Below are 17,159 nucleotides of genomic sequence, written 5' to 3'. Positions count from 1 at the left end.
GGCTCAGCGCACGCGGGCCACCGTCCGCGGGGCGCCGGGCACCTCCCGATGACCGGACAGATCCGGGTGGCCGGGGAGGTCCGGATGCCGGAAGCCGTCCGGTTGACCGGCGAAATCGGGGTGGCCGGGCAGATCCCAAGTTCCGGGGGTGCAGGGGCCGTCGGACGCATAGGGGTTACCCGGCACCGGACGTCCCGACCCGTACGGGTTCCCCGGCGCTCCCGGGCCGCCGCTCGCGACGTCGGGGCCGCGTACGTCCAGCTGCCCCGGGCCACCACGGCCACCGGGCCCGCCGCCCGGTACGTCCGTGCCGCCGGGTCCACCGGACGTACCGGGCACCCCCGACGGGGCCACCGGCGACAGCCCGCGCTCCGCCCACGGCGGGGGAGGCGGCTCGGTCGCCGGCCCCGAGGGGGCGGCGGGCGCGCCGGAGCCGTGCGGCGCGGGGGCCGGTGCGGGAGCGGCCGCGGGGGCGGAATCCGGCGCGGGAGCGGAGTCGGCGGCCGGCGCGGAAACCGGAGCCGGGTCCTTGGCCGGTGCCGTGGCGGTGCCTGCCACCGGCCCCGGCCCCCCTATGGCCGCGGGGCCTCTGCCGGACCCGCCACCCCCCGCCGCCCGGTCCCTGGCCAGGGGCGCCGCGCAGAACGCACAGCGGTCCCCCAGGACTTCCAGCCCGCACCAGCCGCACTCCTCGCGCCGTACCGACGCCACCAGCTGGTAGAGGACCGACAGGTCCGGAATGGCCGCCGCGAATTCGATCAGCTTCTGGGTCCCCCACCACCGGGCGGACTCGGCGGGCAGCCGCGCCTCGTACACCCCCTGCACCCGCCAGGCCGGCGCGAGCGCCCCGGTCACCCACTCCGCGGTGAGCTGGCCGCGGGCGACCGCGAGCTGGGTGGCGAACCCGGGCGCCCGCAGCCCGGCCTCGGTGCTGTGCCGGTCCAGATGCAGCAGCTGCGGCTCGGGGTTGGCCAGCACCGCGAAGTGCGCACCGGGCAGCCAGGACTTCATATGGGAGCGCAGATCGACCTCGACCCGGTCCAGGCCGCTGACACTGCCCAGCAGTGCGCCCGCATGGATGTAGTGGGACAGCAGCCGCGCCGCACTGGCCAGCACCCCGGGGCTGAAGTCGCAGAGCGACAACTGCCGCAGCTGACGGGCCAGCAGGGCCACACCCAGCGGCGGCAGTGACAGCGGCAGGATGGCGATCCGGTCGCTCTCCAGGACCGCGCGCAGGGTGTGCAGCCGGCGGATGTGTTCCGGCGGACAGGCGGCGGAGTACAGCACGACGAGATGGCCGTGGTGTTCGAGTACGGCGCTGGTCTCCGTAAGGGCGTCGTCCAGCGGCTGCAGATGCGGGGCCTGCAGGACGACCGCGGCGGGGGTCTGCCGGTCGGTCGCCGGCAGCGCGAGGTCAGGGCTGGTGACTGCAATCGCGGTCGGCACGTCGCTCCCCCACTCCCTCCGGCCGCCGGGGGTCCCGGGACCGCGGATCGGCACAGCTCTGCGCCATCGGCGCCATACGCTCAGCACTTTATCCACAGAGATACGTCCCAGAGAACACGTTCTGGGCTACTCGTCATGACCATCCCTCCGCAGGGAAATGACGCATACCGCCCAAGCGACAATCACGGGAACGCCCGCTTCCGGCAAGAGTCTTGACAGGATCAATGGTCTGGACCACGTTGTACCGCAAGCGCAGGGGCCCCTGAACGCGCATCCGCACCACTCCCCCACCTTCCCCCCACCCGGAGGCAGTCGTGGTTCGCGCACGATCAGGAAGAGCGAAGAGCAGGTTCAGGACAAGGCTGCTGGCAGGAGTGGCCGCCACGGTGCTGACGTCGGCCGGCATCGTCACGGCGGGCACCGCCAGCGCGTCCGAGGAACACCCGGCCCCGGCCTCCCCCGCCGCCGTCCCCGGACACGCCGTCACCGGCTACTGGCAGAACTTCAACAACGGCGCCACCGTGCAGAAACTCAAGGACGTCGACGCCGCGTACGACATCATCGCGGTCTCGTTCGCCGAGGCCACCGGCCAACCCGGTGCGGTCACCTTCCAGCTCGACCCAGCCGTCGGATACGGCTCCACCGACGAATTCAAGGCAGATATCAAGGCGAAGCAGGCGGCCGGCACGTCGGTGGTCCTCTCCGTCGGCGGCGAGAAGGGCTCGGTGTCCGTCACCGACGACACCTCCGCCAAGAACTTCGCCGACTCCGTCAACGGCCTGATGGACGAATACGGCTTCAACGGCGTCGACATCGACCTGGAGAACGGCCTCGACTCGACCTATATGACGCAGGCGCTCAAGGCCGTGCACGACCGGCACAGCGACGTCGTGGTGACCATGGCCCCGCAGACCATCGACATGCAGTCACCGCAGAACGAGTACTTCAAGACGGCGCTCGGCATCAAGGACTTCCTGACCGTCGTCAATATGCAGTACTACAACAGCGGTTCGATGAACGGCTGCGACGGCAAGGTCTACGCACAGGGCTCGGTCGACTTCCTGACCTCGCTCGCCTGTATCCAGCTGGAGGGCGGCCTCGATCCCTCGCAGGTCGGCATCGGCGTACCGGCCTCCGCCCGCGCGGCCGGCAGCGGCTATGTCCCGCCGTCCGTCGTCAACGCCGCCCTGGACTGCCTCACCCAGGGCACCCACTGCGGCTCGTTCAAGCCGTCCAAGACCTATCCGGGCCTGCGCGGCGCGATGACCTGGTCCACCAACTGGGACGCCGCCAACGGCAATGAATTCGCCGGCCAAGTGGGCGCCCACGTCCACGGCCTGCCCTAACAGGAACCCGCGCGCCGCGCCCTCCGGCGTCCCGGCGCCCCCCACAGCCAGGTCCCGCGCACCCCGTGCACGGGACCTGGCGACCTGCTGCCCTTATTTCCTGCTACGTGCCGCTTCCCGCCGGATCACCTGCGGGTGGCCGCCGGCTTCGGCAGCGTGCATCCCTCGGCGCTCAGATCCAGCTTGTTGCCGACGCCGAAGCACTTCGGGATCCCGTACGTCTCCTGCGCGTAGTTGATGCCCTTGTGCACCGTGACATTGCCGTTCTCGTCCACCTCGCACGGGTTGTTGACGGTGCACTTCTCGCCGTCCTCGTTGCCCGTGTTGTTGATGGCCGTGACCTTGCCCGTGGTGGTGTCGACCACCGGCGACCCGGAGGTCCCGCCTATGGTCTTGCACTCGGGGGTGTAGCGGACCGAGTCCTTCCAGGTCCAGTCACCCTCCTTGAGGGTGGGCACGAACCCGTCGATGTTGCAGGAGTAGATCTTCTTCCAGTAGCCGGAGACGACGCTGATCCCCGCACCCTTGGCCGGGTGGTCGGTGGCCAGCTCCAGCGGCTTGATCCCGTACTTCTGCTCGATCTCGGCGTAGGTCGACCCGGTCTCGTACAGCGAGACATCGGTGTCGGTCATCGTGGCGTACGCGATCTTGGTGGCCTTGATCGTGCCCAGGTTGCCGGCCGACTTGTCGAGCAGCGTGAAACTGCGGCTGGACGACTGGTCGACGATGACCTCGCCCGCGCCGGGCATACCGCTTTCCAGACAGTGGCCGTTGGACATCACCAGGGCCGGGTCGTTCTGCTGCGAGGTGGGCATCTTGACGATCGAACCGGAGCAGTTGCTCAGCGCGACGGTGCCGGCGAAGTCCACCGCCTTGGTCTTGTGACGGTCCGGGTGGTGCGGGGCCGCGTGGGCCGTTCCGACGGTGCCCACCAGGGCTGCGGCGCCCAGCACGGCCGTGGCCAGGGTGCCGACGAGAGGTCGATTCATGTGGGGGTCCTCTCAGCTTCTGTCACCGAAGGTCCTTCCGGCACCTTCGGTTTTGTCGTGCGCATTGTTAGTGCCACAGCCGCCCGAGGCAATGAATTTCCGTAAAACGATGGCAAGTTGCCGGGTTCACCCACACCCCGGCCGCCGCCCCACAACCCCACATCTGGCCATCCAACACCTTGACCCGGCCATGCCAACGCCCAAAACTGGCGCAGTCGCTTCGCCTCACACCCCACAGGAGACCGCATGCGACCACGTATCCGCGGCGGACGCACCACCGTCCTCGCCGCACTCCTCTCCCTCGCGCTCGCCGCCCCGATAGCCGCCGCCCAGGCGCAGGAATCCCCGCCCACCGGGCCCGCGCCCGGCGCCGCACGGGACGCCGAACTCCCCCACCAGTACGAGGTGAAAGGCCCCGCCACCCCCACGGAGCGCACCGCCCTCACCGCGACCGGCGTCAGCATCGACGAGGTACACGCCCGCGCCGTCGTCATCACCGCGACCCGCACCCAGGCCGCCTTGGTGCGCCAACTCGGCTACACGCTCCGCCTGTTGCCCGATCCGCCGGGCGCCACCACGGCCTCCCCCAAGCCCCGCGTCAAGGACTTCCCGGCCGGCTACACGAACTACCACACCTACGACGAGGCGACGAAGGAGATCGACGCCCTCGTCGCCAAGTACCCGGCCATCCTCGGCAAGCAGGTCATCGGCACCTCCCACGAGGGCCGCAACATCCTCGCCCTCAAACTCAGCAAGAACGTCACCAAGGACGAGCAGGAGCCCGAGGTCCTCTTCACCGCCCACCAGCACGCCCGGGAACACCTCACGGTCGAGATGGCCCTCTACCTCCTCAACGAGTTCACCTCGAAGTACGGCAGCGACGACCGCATCACCAAGATGCTCGACTCCCGTGAGATCTGGATCATCCCCGACCTGAACCCGGACGGCGGCGAGTACGACATCGCCTCCGGAAAATTCCAGAGCTGGCGCAAGAACCGCCAGCCCAACGCCGGGACCAACGAGGTCGGCACCGACCTCAACCGCAACTGGGACTTCAAATGGGGCTGCTGCGACGGCTCTTCGACCGACCCCGGCGACGAGACCTACCGCGGCCCCTCCGCCGCCTCGGCCCCCGAGGTCCAGGTCGTCTCGAAATTCGTCCACAGCCGCAACGTCGGCGGCAAGCAGCAGATCAAGACCGCCATCGACTTCCACACCTACAGCGAACTCGTCCTGTGGCCCTTCGGCTTCACCAATGACGAAACCGGCCCCGGCATGACCCAGGACGACCACGACGCCTTCGCCACCATCGGCAAGGACATGGCCGCCAGCAACGGCTACACCCCCGAGCAGTCCAGCGAGCTCTACATCACCGATGGCGCGATCGATGACTGGCTGTGGGGGGACCAGAAGATATTCGCGTACACGTTCGAGATGTACCCGTCGTCCGCGGGGAGCGGCGGCTTCTATCCGCGGGACACCGTGATCCCCAAGGAAACCGCCCGCAACAAGGACGCGGTACTCAAGTTCCTGGAGATCTCCGACTGCGTCTACCGCTCGATCGGCAAGGAACAGGAGTACTGCAAGGAGGGTTGAGCGACGCACAACGCGGCGCCCCGGAACCCGTCGTCGGGTTCCGGGGCGCCGGCTCGTGGCGTGCCGGGGCGCGTGCCCTAGACGACCAAGCTCACCAGCGCCGCCACCGCGAATCCGGCGACCGAGAGCACCGACTCCAGGACCGTCCAGGACTTCAGCGTGTCGCGCTCCGAAATACCGAAATATTTCGAAACCATCCAAAAGCCCCCGTCATTCACGTGCGAGGCAAAGATCGACCCCGCCGAGATCGCCATGATGATCAGCGCCAGATGGGCCTGCGACATGCCCTGGCCCTCGATGAGGGGGACGACGATTCCCGCTGTCGTCACGATGGCGACCGTTGCCGAGCCCTGGGCCACCCGTAGGACGAGGGAGAGGAGGTAGGCCAGGACGATGACGGGGAGGCCGACGTTGTGGAAGGTGTCGGAGAGGGCGGTGGCGACGCCGCTGCCCTTGAGGACGGCGCCGAAGATACCGCCGGCGCCGACGACCAGGATGATGTTGCCGACCGGCTTGAGCGAGGCGGTGGAGACGGTCTCCAGGGACTTGCGGGACCAGCCGCGACGGATGCCCAGCAGGTGGTAGGAAAGCAGCAGGGCGAACGTCAGGGCGACGAAGGGGTGCCCGAAGAACTCGATGACCGAGCGGCCGGTGGAAGGCGCCAGGGCGATCGAGGAGAACGTCGCCAGGAGGATGAGGATCAGGGGGGTGCCGATGATGGTGAGGACGGTGCCCAGGGAGACCGGCCGCTCGTGGGGTTCGACGCCGTCCCCCAAGCTCTCGGCTTCGTTCGAGCAGGGGGTACCCCCATCGGCCTTCTCCGCGGTGACGGCGGCCTTGGCCTCCTCGGCGGCCTCGACCATGTCCTGCGGGACCGCGACGAAGAGGCGCTTGCCGATCCAGGCCGCGTAGCCCCAGGCGGCGAGCACGGCCGGGATGCCGCAGACGATGCCCATGAGGATGATCCAGCCCAGGTCGACCTTGAACAGGCCGGCGGCGGCGACCGGGCCGGGGTGCGGCGGCAGGAAGGCGTGGGTCATGGACAGGCCGGCCAGCAGGGGCATGCAGTAGAGGAGGATCGACTTACTGCTGCGCTTCGCCGCCGCGTAGACGATCGGCGCGAGGACGAAGATGCCGACGTCGAAGAAGACCGGGATGCCGAAGATCAGGCCCGTGAGGCCCATGGCCAGCGGGGCGCGCTTTTCACCGAAGACCCGGAGCAGGTGGGCGCTCAACACCTCGGCGCCGCCGGAGACTTCGAGGATCGCGCCGAGCATGGTGCCCAGGCCGATGATGATCGCGACATGCCCCAGGATGCCGCCCATACCGGTCTCGATCATCGAGACGGCGTCGGACTTCTGCACCGTGCCGAAGAGTTCGGTGACGGAGAGGCCGGCGGCCAGGCCGACGGCGATGGAGACGCCGAGCAGCGCGACGAAGGGCTGCAGCCGGACCTTGATGATCAGGAAGAGGAGCAGGGCGATGCCCAGGGCGGCGACCGTCAGGAGGCCCGCGGTGCCCGGTATCAGGGCGAGCAGTCCACCGGTGTGGGGTGGTGGCGGCGGGGTGGGGGTCGTGGCAGCGAGGAACATGGAGTGACTCCGTGGGCAGGCAGGGGAGCTTCCAGGGCAGGGGGGACCGCGGCACGGCGCCCCGTCGGTTCGGGACGCCGTGCCGTGCGGCGAGGGGTGCGCGTGCGGTGGGTGGTGCGCTCGCGCCGGTGTTAACGGCAGGCGGGGCAAGGGGGTGGGCGCCTCAGCTCAGGACCGCGAGCGCGTCGATCTCGATGAGCAGGCCCTTGGGCAGCCCGACGTAGACCGTGGTGCGGGCGGATGCCGCCTCCTTGAGGCCCTCGGCCTCGAAGTAGGCGTTGTAGATCTCGTTCATCTCGGCGAAGTGGTCCACGTCCGTGAGGTAGACGCGCATCATCATCACGTCGTCCCAGCTCGCGCCGCCCTCCTCCAGGATCGCCTTGACGTTGGCGAAGGTCTGCAGGGTCTGCTCGCGCAGTGTGGGGCCGGCCGGGGTGGGGGCCTGGCCCTCGACGGCGGGGAGGAAGCCGACCTGGCCCGCGACCTGAAGGAGGTTGCCCTTCTTGACGCCGTGGGAGAACTTCGCGGGCGGGGTGGTGTGGGTGGCCGGGGTGAGCGCGATCTTCTCGGTCATGGTGTTCAGGCTTCCTGTACGGGACCGGTGGGTGAATGGGGAATTGCGGTTCCGGAGTACTCCCGGCTGATGGTGTCGGCGGTGCGGCGTACCAGCGGGAGCAGTGTGAGGAGTTCATCGGCGGTGACGACGACGTTCGGCGCGGAGACCGACATGGCGGCGACCACGCGTCCGTCCGCCCCGCGGATGGGGGCTCCGACGCAGTTGATGGACTCCTCGTGGCCACCGAGGTCGGTGGCCCAGCCCTGTTCGCGGACCTTGGCCAGTTCGGCGAGGAAGGCCGTGGCGTGGGGCGTCGAACGGGACGTGTAGAGGGGGTAGTCGAGCTTTTCCGCGAGGGCGCGGCGCTCGGGTTCGGGGAGGTCGGCGAGGAGCAGCTTGGCGACCGCGGCGACGGTGATCGCGACGGGTTTGCCGATCCGCGAGTACATCCGGACCGGGTAGCGGCTCTCGACCTTGTCGATGTAGAGCACCTCGTTCTCCTCGTAGACCGCGAGGTGGACGGTGTGTCCGCATTTCTCGTTGAGTGCGACGAGGTGGGGGTGGGCGATCTCGCGTACGTCGAGGTTTTCGACGGCTTGCTGGGCGAGGGCGAAGAGACGGGCGCCGAGGCGGTAGCGCTGGTCGGGCTGGCGGTAGACGATGCCGTGTTCGTGCAGGGTGCGCAGCAGGCGCAGGGCGGTGGATTTGTGCACGCCCAGCCGGCTCGCCACCTGCTCCAGGTTGGCCGGCCCTTCGGCGAGCAGCGGAAGGATGCTCAGTGCGCGATCGACTGTCTGACTCATGATCGAACCTCGCCGGTCCCGCCCCGACGTGCGTCCGGGACGCGCCTTTTCATGGTTCTCTCGCTTGGCTCGTTCACTGTGCTCGGACCTCCACCCGTGCGGTGCGCACCCCGTCGGTCGTCCAATCGGGGCCGAGTCGCAGTGTGCCCCAGTCGGCGGCGCCGAGGGCGGCGAGCCGGTCGGCGAGGGCGCGGGCGGGCGGGGTGCCGAGGTCGCCGGGGACGGTGAGGGAGGCGGCGGCCATGAGGTGGCCGTGCCGGATGCGGGCGTGGACGGGCAGGTCGCGGAGGGTGCCGGAGAGGAATCCGGCGGCGAAGGCGTCGCCGGCGCCGACCGGGGCGACGACGGCGACCTTGAGGGCGGGGGCGTGGGTGACGGTGTCGGTGCCGTCGGCCTGCCGGTCGAGGACGGTGGCGCCGGCGGCGCCCTGTTTGACGACGAGGGTGGCGGGTTCGGGGAGGGCGTCGCGGATCGCGTCGGGGCCGTGCAGGTCCCAGGCGGCCTCGGCCTCGTCCTCGCCGACGAAGACCAGGTCGCAGCCGCGGGCGAGGTCGAGGAGGATCTCGGGGCCCTGGGCGGGGTTGCGCCAGAGGCCGACGCGGTAGTTGACGTCGAAGGAGACGAGGGGGCGGCCGGGGGTGCGGCGGGTGAGGGTGCGCAGGACGTCGAGGCAGCTGCCGGAGAGGGCCGCGGTGATGCCGGTGAGGTGGATGATGCGGGCGTGGTGCAGCGCGTCGTGGTCGAGAAGGCCGGGGGCCATGGCGGAGGCGGCGGAGCCGGCGCGGTAGTAGAGCACTTCGGCGCGGTCGGTGGCTTCGCCGTCGACGCCGGTGGCACGTTCGCCGGCGGTGCGGAAGTAGATGCCGGTGGGGCGCAGCGGGTCGCGCTGGACGTGGCGGGTGTCCACGCCGCAGTCGGCGATGGCGGCGACGAGGTGGTCGCCGAAGCCGTCGGTGCCGACCCGGGAGATCCAGCGGGTGGTGTGGCCGGTGCGGGCGAGGGTGCAGGCGACATTGGATTCGGCACCGCCGATGGCGCGGTCGAAGGAGGGTACGTCGGCGAGCCGTCCGGGCAGGCTGGGCAGGAAGGTGACCATGGACTCGCCGAGGCAGACGACATCGACGTCCGGGACGGTTTCGCCGTCCGGGCCGGTGGTGTCGCTGACGTTCGAGGGCCTGGTCACAATCGGCTGCGCTCCTTCGCTGTGCGTGGGACGCGGCGGACGCGGATGTCCGGTGTCCTTGTGCGTCCGGGCGGGGCCGTGTCCGCACGGCATGCGGACGTTTCCCGCCTGGTTCCCGCCAGGTTTCGCACCATTGACCGGGCGCTGGCTCGGATGTTAGACAGCTGTAAGCGATATGCGCAATGAGTGTTGCAGAGAGTGCAACAGGATATCTGAGGAGGCCCCATGACCGGCGAGCGGCTCGCGCAGGGACTCAAGGGACTCGCGGACGAACGGGTCGATCACCGCTTCAAGGCGCTCCCCCCGGACGCCGAGGGCCTGACCGTCGGCGAGCTGGCCGCCGAGCGACGCAACCTCTTCGCCGACGGGTTCACCACCCCCGTCCTCGCCCTCTCCGCCGAGTCGGTCGAGCACAACCTGGCGCTGATGGAGACCTACTCCACCCGGCACGGCCTGGCCTTCGCCCCGCACGGCAAGACCTGCATGGCCCCGCAGCTCTTCGCCCGCCAGTTGGAGCACGGCGCCTGGGGCATCACCGCCGCCGTTCCCCACCAGGCCCGTGTCTACCGCAGCTACGGCATCCAGAAGATCTTCCTGGCGAACGAGGTCGTGGACGCGGCCGCGCTGCGCTGGCTCGCCGGCGAGCTGGCCGACGATCCGGACTTCCGCTTCATCTGTTACGTCGACTCGCTGCGCGGCATCGAGCTGATGGACACGGCGCTGCGCGCGGCCGGCGCCACCCGCCCGGTGGACGTCGTGGTCGAGCTGGGCGCCGGTGAGGGCGCCCGTACCGGGGTCCGTACGGAGACCGAGTGCCTGGAACTCGCCGATGCCATCGCGGGCGTGGACACCCTGCGCCTGGTCGGCATCGCCGGCTACGAGGGCGAGGTGCCCCGGGCCGACTTCGAGCGGGTGGCGGCCTGGCTGCGCCGACTGGTCGCGCTGGCCGTGGAGTTCGACAAGGCGGGCCGGTTCGCCGACCTCGACCAGATCGTCATCAGCGCCGGCGGCAGCGCCTGGTTCGATACGGTCGCCGAGGTCTTCGCGGAGATCCCCGCCCTGTCCGCCCCGGTCCTCAAGCTGCTGCGCTCGGGCGCGTATGTCTCGCACGACGACGGCCACTACCGCCGTCTGACCCCCTTCAACCGCATCCCGGAGGAGGGCGCCCTGGAGCCCGCGTTCCGTCTGTGGGCACAGGTCGTCTCCCGCCCCACGCCCCAGCAGGCGTTCCTCAACGCGGGCAAGCGCGATGCGGCGTACGACCTGGATCTTCCGCAGGCCCAGGTCGTACGGTCCGGCCGGGACGGCACCCTGCGGCCGGCGGACGGCCTCACCGTCACCGGGCTGTCCGACCAGCATGCGTGGGTCGCCACCGAGCGGAGCGGCGATCTGGAGGTGGGCGACTGGGTCGGTCTGGGCCTGTCGCACCCGTGCACATCCTTCGACAAGTGGCAGCTGATCCCGCTGGTCGAGCGGGACGGCACGGTCACGGACTTCATCCGCACCTTCTTCTAAAGGCAGCCCCGGCCCATGGACACCGTGCTCCGCGGCATACGCGTCATCGACGGGTCCGGCGGCCCGTCCTACCGCGCCGATGTCGCCCTGGCCGGCGGCCGGATCGCCGAGATCCACCGCGAGTCGGACGGCGGCCCGCGCCCGGGCGCCGCCCGTGTCGTCGCCGCCGACGGGCTCGCCCTCTCCCCCGGCTTCATCGATATGCATGCGCACAGCGATCTCGCGCTGCTGCGTGACCCCGGGCACGAGGCCAAGGTGGCCCAGGGCGTCACCCTCGAAGTCCTCGGCCAGGACGGCCTGTCGTACGCGCCGGTCGACGACCGCACGCTCGCCGAGGTCCGCGCGCAGATCACCGGCTGGAACGGCGGGGCGCCCGGCGACACCTCCCTCGACTTCAACTGGCGCACGGTCGGCGCATACCTCGACCGCCTCGACCACGGCTTCGACGGCCAGGGCATCGCCGTCAACGCCGCCTACCTCGTCCCGCAGGGCACCGTCCGGATGCTCGCCCTGGGCTGGGACGACCGCGAGGCCACCGCCGACGAGCTGGCACGGATGAAGCAACTGGTCGCCGAGGGCCTGGAGCAGGGCGCGGTCGGCCTCTCCTCCGGTCTGACGTACACCCCCGGTATGTACGCCTCGGACGCCGAACTGACCGAACTGTGCCGGGTGGTGGCCCGCTACGACGGCTACTACTGCCCGCACCACCGCTCCTACGGGGCGGGCGCCCTCCAGGCGTACGAGGAGATGGTCGCGCTCACCCGCGAGGCCGGCTGTGCGCTCCATCTCGCGCACGCCACCATGAACTTCGGCGTCAACAAGGGCCGCGCGCCCGAGCTGCTGTCCCTCCTGGACGGCGCCCTGGACGCCGGCGCGGACATCACCCTCGACACCTACCCCTACACCCCGGGCTGTACGACCCTGGTCGCGATGCTGCCGAGCTGGGCGAGCGAGGGCGGTCCCGAGGCGATCCTGGCCCGCCTGAAGGACGATGCGACGGCCGAGCGCATCCGCCACGTCATGGAGGTGGAGGGCGCCGACGGCTGCCATGGCGTCCCCATCGAGTGGGACACCATCGAGATCTCCGGGGTCTCGGACCCGGGCCTGGCGGGCTGTGTCGGCAAGACCCTCGCCCGCAGCGCCGCCGAACGCGGCGAGGAACCCTGGGTCACGGCCCGCCGCCTCCTGATCGACGACCGCCTCGGCTCGACGATCCTCCAGCACGTCGGGCACGAGGACAACGTCCGCCAGATCATGCGCCACCGGGTGCACACCGGCGGCAGCGACGGCATCCTCCAGGGCTACAAGCCGCATCCGCGCGCGTACGGCACCTTCCCCCAGTACCTCGGCACGTACGTCCGCGAACTGGGCGTGCTGTCGCTGGAGGAGTGCGTCGCCCATCTCACCTCGCGCGCCGCGGCCCGACTGCGGCTGCCCGACCGCGGCCTGGTCCGCGAGGGCTACCGCGCCGATCTGGTCCTCTTCGACCCCGACACGGTCGCGGCGGGATCGACCTTCGACGCCCCACGCACGCTCCCGACCGGCATCCCGCACGTCCTGATCGACGGCCGGTTCGTGATCGAGGACGGGCGGCGGACGGATGTGCTGGCGGGGCGGGCGGTGCGGCGGACGGCCGGTCGCGGCTGAGGGTCAGAGGGCCAAAGGGGCCCACCCCTCCGTCTCCCCGAAGTGCCGTTTCGCACGCCGAGGCGGCTTCTTGTCACGCGGCGGAGTCGGGGGCCGGGTCCCGTCCCCGTCCCTGTCCTGCATGGCGGCCAGCACCAGTTCGCGCAGCTCCTGCTCGTTGTTGGTCAGCTTGGCGCCCATCGCGGCGGCCCGCTCCTCCCGGTCGGTGGAGCGACGGATGGTGAAGAAGACCACCGGACCGTCGTAGTTCCCGTCCGCCTTGAGCCGCTCCACCATCTCGAAGCCCGCAGAGTGGTCCGAGCCCCGGCTGATGTCGGAGATCAGCAGGTCCGGGGTGCGATTGCGGAGAGCCTGCACGGCGGCGGCGCTCTTCGGCACGTGGTTCACCTGCGCCCCGAGACCCTCCAGCACCTCGCGCACCACGCCCTTGCGGTCCGGCTGGTCGTCAACCCACAGGACGTCGAAGGCCGGTGCCGGGTAACCGCTCTGCGGCGGGTACCCGCTCGGCGCCGGGTACCCGCTCGGCGCCGGGTACGCCCCCTGTGGCACCGGGCCCTGCGGCGCCTGCCCCACCGGCACCCCGCCCTGCTGCGGCGGCATCTGCAACGACTGGGGCTGCGGTGTCCCGTAACCCCCGTACGGCTCGTGCCCCGGCCACGCCAGCGGCGGCCCGAAGCCCGTGGCGTAGCCGTCCACGCGGGACCCCGGCATCTCCTGCCACACCGGGGCCCACTCCTGGGACATCCGGGTCGGCTCCCCGCCGGAGCCGAGGGGGCCCTCGCGCAGCCGCTGGAGCAGCCGGTCCGCGTCCGGGCGGCCGGTCAGCTCGTCGACCAGTGAAGTGAACGCCGGATTGATCACCAGGTCCGGGAATTCATTGGGCAGTTGGCGCTCCAGCGCGGTCAGTACCGCTTCGCCGGACGCGCTGAGCGGCTCCGGCGGCAGCAGCTCGTACCTCGCGAGAAAGTCCCGTACCTCCGCCAGCGACTGTACGACCGGCTGCCCGGCCGCGGCGGCCAGCAGCGTCCGCCGCACCTCCCGGTACGTACGGAATTCGGCCATCACATCGCCGTCGATGGTGCCCGACGGGCCGGTCATCATCCGGTAGAAGTCGGGATAGAAGTACTGCAGCAGCAGCGTCCTGATCACCGCGCCGGGGCCGAAGTCGCGCCAGACGGGGTTGAGTGTGGCTTCCAGGACGAAGCCGTTGACCAGGCGCTTGACGCGGCGCGGGTTGCGGTCCGAGCGCTGGGCCAGCAGGTCCACCAGGGCGTCGTCGAGCAGCGGCTCCACGCCCGCGGTCCGGGCGCACCAGCGGATGTACTCCTTGACGCCGTGGTTGTCGGCGGCCGGAATCCGGTAGCTGGTCTGAAAGATCTTTTCCATGAACGCCGAGCCGGCCGGCGACAGATCACGCAGCAGTCCGTTCGGCCCCAGCGCCGAGCGGTCGCAGCCGATCACGAACGCCAGCCCCGGTACGTCCAGATAGACCTTCACCGCCTCGCAGACCGCGAGGACCGTCTCCTCCGAGCAGCGGTCGAGGTCGTCGATGAAGACCACCAGGAGCCGGCGTGGCCGGAACTCGGCGGTCTGCGACCACTCCTGCACCAGATCGCCGATCGCGCCCCGCATCTCGTTGCGGGCCTGGGAGTTGACGGAGAGGCTCTTCCACAGCTCGTCGACCAGGCCGGCCACCCCGAGCGGCCCGGCGGCGACCGTGGTCAGCGCCCGTACGGCCCGCAGCAGCGCGCGCCGTTCGGTGACCCGCTGCAGTCCGCGGCGCAGCACCCGCCGGTCGAAGCGCATCAGAACGGACTTGATCAGCCCTTCCAGCGCGTCGGCGCCGGTCGAGGTCCAGGCGTTGTACCAGACGGTCTCCACCTCGGGAGCGAGCGCCAGCTCCGCATCGACGAGCCGCATCAGGCTGCTCTTGCCCATGCCCCAGCCGGCGTCCACGGCGAGCGTGAACGGGGTGGACTCACGGGAGGCGACCAGCAGCCCGGCGAGCTGGCGGGCGGCCCGGCCGGCGCCGAGCAGATCCGCGCCGGACTCGGCGACCGGTTCGTCGTTGAGCAGTGCGAAGGGGCCGTGCGCCGGGGGCGGTGCGGGCGTGCCGGTCGGTGCGGGGGCGGGTGGCGGTAAGGGCGCCGAAGTGGACATGCGCCCGGAGCGTACCGGCGTACGTCTCCGCCCGCCGGTCCCCCGCGAAATCAGCAGCACGCACGGAATCGGCGCCGCGGTGGCCGGCGCATCCCGTCACCGTCCGTGAGGAATCCCACACCTTCCGCTGATCGACGTGGGGAAAAACACCGGGCGGGCGCCGAAACGCGCCCGTAAAGTGGCGGACATGCAGGTCATCCAGTCAACGAAGCTCGCCAACGTCTGCTACGAAATCCGTGGCCCGGTGCTTGAGGAGGCCATGCGGCTGGAGGCGGCGGGGCACCGCATCCTCAAGCTCAACACGGGCAACCCGGCGGCGTTCGGCTTCGACTGCCCGCCCGAGATCCTGGAGGACATCCTCCGTACGGTCGGGACGGCGCACGGCTACGGCGACGCGAAGGGCCTGCTCTCCGCCCGCCGCGCGGTGATGCAGCACTACCAGACCAAGGGCGTCGACCTCTCCGTCGACGACATCTACCTCGGCAACGGCGTCTCCGAGCTGATCCAGATGTCGATGCAGGCGCTGCTGGACGACGGCGACGAGGTGCTGGTGCCGGCCCCGGACTATCCGCTGTGGACGGCGTCGGTCTCACTGTCCGGCGGCACGGCCGTGCACTACCGCTGCGACGAGCAGGCGGACTGGATGCCGGACCTCGCCGACATCGAGCGCAAGGTCACCGACCGCACCAAAGCGATCGTCGTCATCAACCCCAACAACCCCACGGGCGCGGTGTACGGCGATGAGCTGCTGCGGGGCATCGCGGAGATCGCCCGCCGGCACAACCTGATCGTCTGCGCCGACGAGATCTACGACAAGATCCTCTACGACGGTGTCACCCACACCCCGTTCGCCTCGCTCGCCCCCGACCTGCTGACCTTGACCTTCAACGGGCTGTCCAAGGCGTACCGGGTCGCCGGCTACCGCAGCGGCTGGCTGGCGGTCTGCGGCCCGAAGGCGCATGCCTCCTCGTACATCGAGGGGCTGACGATCCTCGCCAATATGCGGCTGTGCGCCAATATGCCGGCCCAGCACGCGGTCGCCACCGCCCTCGGCGGCCGGCAGTCGATCAATGATCTGGTGCTGCCCGGCGGCCGGCTGCTGGAGCAGCGCGATACGGCGTACGAGCTGCTGACGCAGATCCCCGGTGTCAGCTGCGTCAAGCCCAAGGGCGCGCTGTACGCCTTCCCGCGGCTGGATCCCAAGGTCTACAAGGTCAAGGACGACCGGCAGATGGTGCTCGATCTGCTGCGCGCCGAGAAGATCATGATCGTGCACGGCACCGGCTTCAACTGGCCGGAGCCCGATCACTTCCGCCTGGTCACGCTGCCCAGCAAGGACGATCTGACGGATGCCGTCACCCGGATCGGCTCCTTCCTCGACGGTTACGGACAGTACTGAACCACCGCGACTTCTATACGGACCACAACTTTAGACAGTGTCTAAGCTAGGATGGCCTCCTGGACGTTCTTCAGGAGGCCATCCCATGTACGAACCGATCCGCACCAAGTCGGTCCACACCATGGCCGCAGCCCAGGAGATCCCGCACCGCTCCCGCGAGGAGGAGCTGGACATCCGGCTCGCGGGGCAGCTGACCGCCCTGCTCACGGTCACCGACGAGCTGCATGCGCTGGCGACGCGGGCCGACACCCAGGAGGCCCGGGAGCTGGACGCCGCCGCGCTGTCCGACGCCGCAGACCGCATCGCCGAGCAGGTCGCGCGGCTGAGCGGCGGCCACTACCCGCTGCGCGCCGAGCCCAGCGACGGCGGCACCCCCGCCCGGGTCGAGGCGCTCCGGCAGCGCGCCCACACCCTCGCCGGGAACGCCCTGGCGGTCGCCACGTCCCGGGACGACGCCGCGGCGATGGCCCTCGCGACGGAGCGGATGGAGGCGCACACCGCGCCGCTCCGGGATCTCGCCACGGCGTGAACGTGCCGGTGGGCGGGCCGCCGTCGGGCGCACCGGCGCGGCTCCGGCATCACTCCACCGGCCTATCCGGGGCGGTTCATCTCGCGGCGGCCGGTGCGACGCGGTCGGCCGCGGACGTGACCTCCGGTGTGTCGAGACGGTCCGCGGACACCTCGGCGACCACGTCCCGATGATGGTGGACGCCAACCAGCAGTGGGACCGGGCCACCGCCCAGCGGTTCGGCCGGATCCTGGAGCAGGCGCTCGCCGACCACAAGCTCTCTCGCGGGCATGCGCATACAGTCCGGGGCCGCCCGCCCGCTTCGAGTAGCCGAAACCGAGGCCCTCGTGCCCGGCCTCGGTGGTGATCTTGCCGTCATGCGGTCCCGCGAACCGTGACGCCGTGGTGGCGGGAAACCC

Annotated in this window: 14 protein-coding genes; 7 read left to right on the top strand and 7 right to left on the bottom strand. The window is 70.4% G+C overall.

The window, feature by feature from the left end; genetic code table 11:
- Positions 1-3: 3 nt before the first annotated feature.
- Positions 4-1,446 carry a hypothetical protein gene (locus tag KI385_RS28765; protein ID WP_238575051.1) on the bottom strand — a complete coding sequence of 481 codons (1,443 nt, stop codon included), beginning with the start codon at positions 1,444-1,446 and terminating at the stop codon, positions 4-6.
- Between the two features lie 314 nt (positions 1,447-1,760).
- On the opposite strand from KI385_RS28765, the gene KI385_RS28760 reads away from it, so the two are divergent.
- The gene (locus KI385_RS28760; protein WP_425356969.1) at positions 1,761-2,792 is read left to right on the top strand and encodes a chitinase; all 1,032 of its coding nucleotides are present in this window, start codon (positions 1,761-1,763) and stop codon (positions 2,790-2,792) included.
- Positions 2,793-2,917: 125 nt separating this feature from the next.
- Here KI385_RS28760 and KI385_RS28755 read toward each other — a convergent pair whose 3' ends face one another.
- Positions 2,918-3,781: a trypsin-like peptidase domain-containing protein gene (locus tag KI385_RS28755; protein WP_238575050.1), complete on the bottom strand. Its 864-nt coding sequence runs from the start codon at positions 3,779-3,781 to the stop codon at positions 2,918-2,920.
- A gap of 246 nt (positions 3,782-4,027) precedes the next feature.
- Between KI385_RS28755 and KI385_RS28750 the strand changes: the two genes are divergently transcribed.
- Positions 4,028-5,377, top strand: coding sequence for a M14 family metallopeptidase (locus KI385_RS28750; protein WP_238575049.1), 1,350 nt, complete (start codon positions 4,028-4,030; stop codon positions 5,375-5,377).
- A gap of 77 nt (positions 5,378-5,454) precedes the next feature.
- Here the strand turns inward: KI385_RS28750 and KI385_RS28745 are convergent, their stop codons facing one another.
- The 4 genes from KI385_RS28745 to KI385_RS28730 all read right to left on the bottom strand — a co-directional run bounded on the left by KI385_RS28745 (position 5,455) and on the right by KI385_RS28730 (position 9,511).
- Complete coding sequence (locus KI385_RS28745; protein ID WP_238575048.1) at positions 5,455-6,969, bottom strand: GntP family permease; 1,515 nt, start codon at positions 6,967-6,969, stop codon at positions 5,455-5,457.
- Between the two features lie 163 nt (positions 6,970-7,132).
- Positions 7,133-7,543 (bottom strand): RidA family protein, encoded by a 411-nt coding sequence (locus tag KI385_RS28740; protein WP_238575047.1) that lies wholly within the window; start codon positions 7,541-7,543, stop codon positions 7,133-7,135.
- A gap of 5 nt (positions 7,544-7,548) precedes the next feature.
- Entirely contained in the window at positions 7,549-8,328 is a 780-nt protein-coding gene (locus tag KI385_RS28735) for an IclR family transcriptional regulator (RefSeq protein WP_238575046.1), read from the bottom strand.
- Between the two features lie 73 nt (positions 8,329-8,401).
- Entirely contained in the window at positions 8,402-9,511 is a 1,110-nt protein-coding gene (locus KI385_RS28730; protein ID WP_425356968.1) for a sugar kinase, read from the bottom strand.
- Positions 9,512-9,736: 225 nt separating this feature from the next.
- Between KI385_RS28730 and KI385_RS28725 the strand changes: the two genes are divergently transcribed.
- Positions 9,737-11,026, top strand: coding sequence for an amino acid deaminase (locus KI385_RS28725; protein ID WP_238575045.1), 1,290 nt, complete (start codon positions 9,737-9,739; stop codon positions 11,024-11,026).
- Positions 11,027-11,041: 15 nt separating this feature from the next.
- Complete coding sequence (locus KI385_RS28720) at positions 11,042-12,673, top strand: N-acyl-D-amino-acid deacylase family protein (RefSeq protein WP_238575044.1); 1,632 nt, start codon at positions 11,042-11,044, stop codon at positions 12,671-12,673.
- Positions 12,674-12,676: 3 nt separating this feature from the next.
- On the opposite strand, the gene KI385_RS28715 is transcribed toward KI385_RS28720, so the two are convergent.
- Positions 12,677-14,833: a P-loop NTPase fold protein gene (locus KI385_RS28715; protein ID WP_238575043.1), complete on the bottom strand. Its 2,157-nt coding sequence runs from the start codon at positions 14,831-14,833 to the stop codon at positions 12,677-12,679.
- Positions 14,834-15,020: 187 nt separating this feature from the next.
- Between KI385_RS28715 and KI385_RS28710 the strand changes: the two genes are divergently transcribed.
- The 3 genes from KI385_RS28710 (at position 15,021) to KI385_RS44245 (ending at position 17,107) form a co-directional block, all read left to right on the top strand.
- Positions 15,021-16,232 (top strand): pyridoxal phosphate-dependent aminotransferase, encoded by a 1,212-nt coding sequence (locus KI385_RS28710; RefSeq protein ID WP_238575042.1) that lies wholly within the window; start codon positions 15,021-15,023, stop codon positions 16,230-16,232.
- Positions 16,233-16,317: 85 nt separating this feature from the next.
- Positions 16,318-16,761: an SCO4983 family protein gene (locus tag KI385_RS28705; protein WP_238575041.1), complete on the top strand. Its 444-nt coding sequence runs from the start codon at positions 16,318-16,320 to the stop codon at positions 16,759-16,761.
- A gap of 169 nt (positions 16,762-16,930) precedes the next feature.
- Entirely contained in the window at positions 16,931-17,107 is a 177-nt protein-coding gene (locus tag KI385_RS44245) for a hypothetical protein (RefSeq protein WP_342593476.1), read from the top strand.
- The last annotated feature ends 52 nt before the right edge of the window (positions 17,108-17,159 follow it).

Origin of the sequence: Streptomyces inhibens (assembly GCF_022221585.1) — a bacterium.
GTDB lineage: Bacteria > Actinomycetota > Actinomycetes > Streptomycetales > Streptomycetaceae > Streptomyces > Streptomyces inhibens.
The sequence above is the reverse complement of the archived record's forward strand: the minus strand, read 5'-3'. Positions and strand labels throughout refer to the sequence as shown.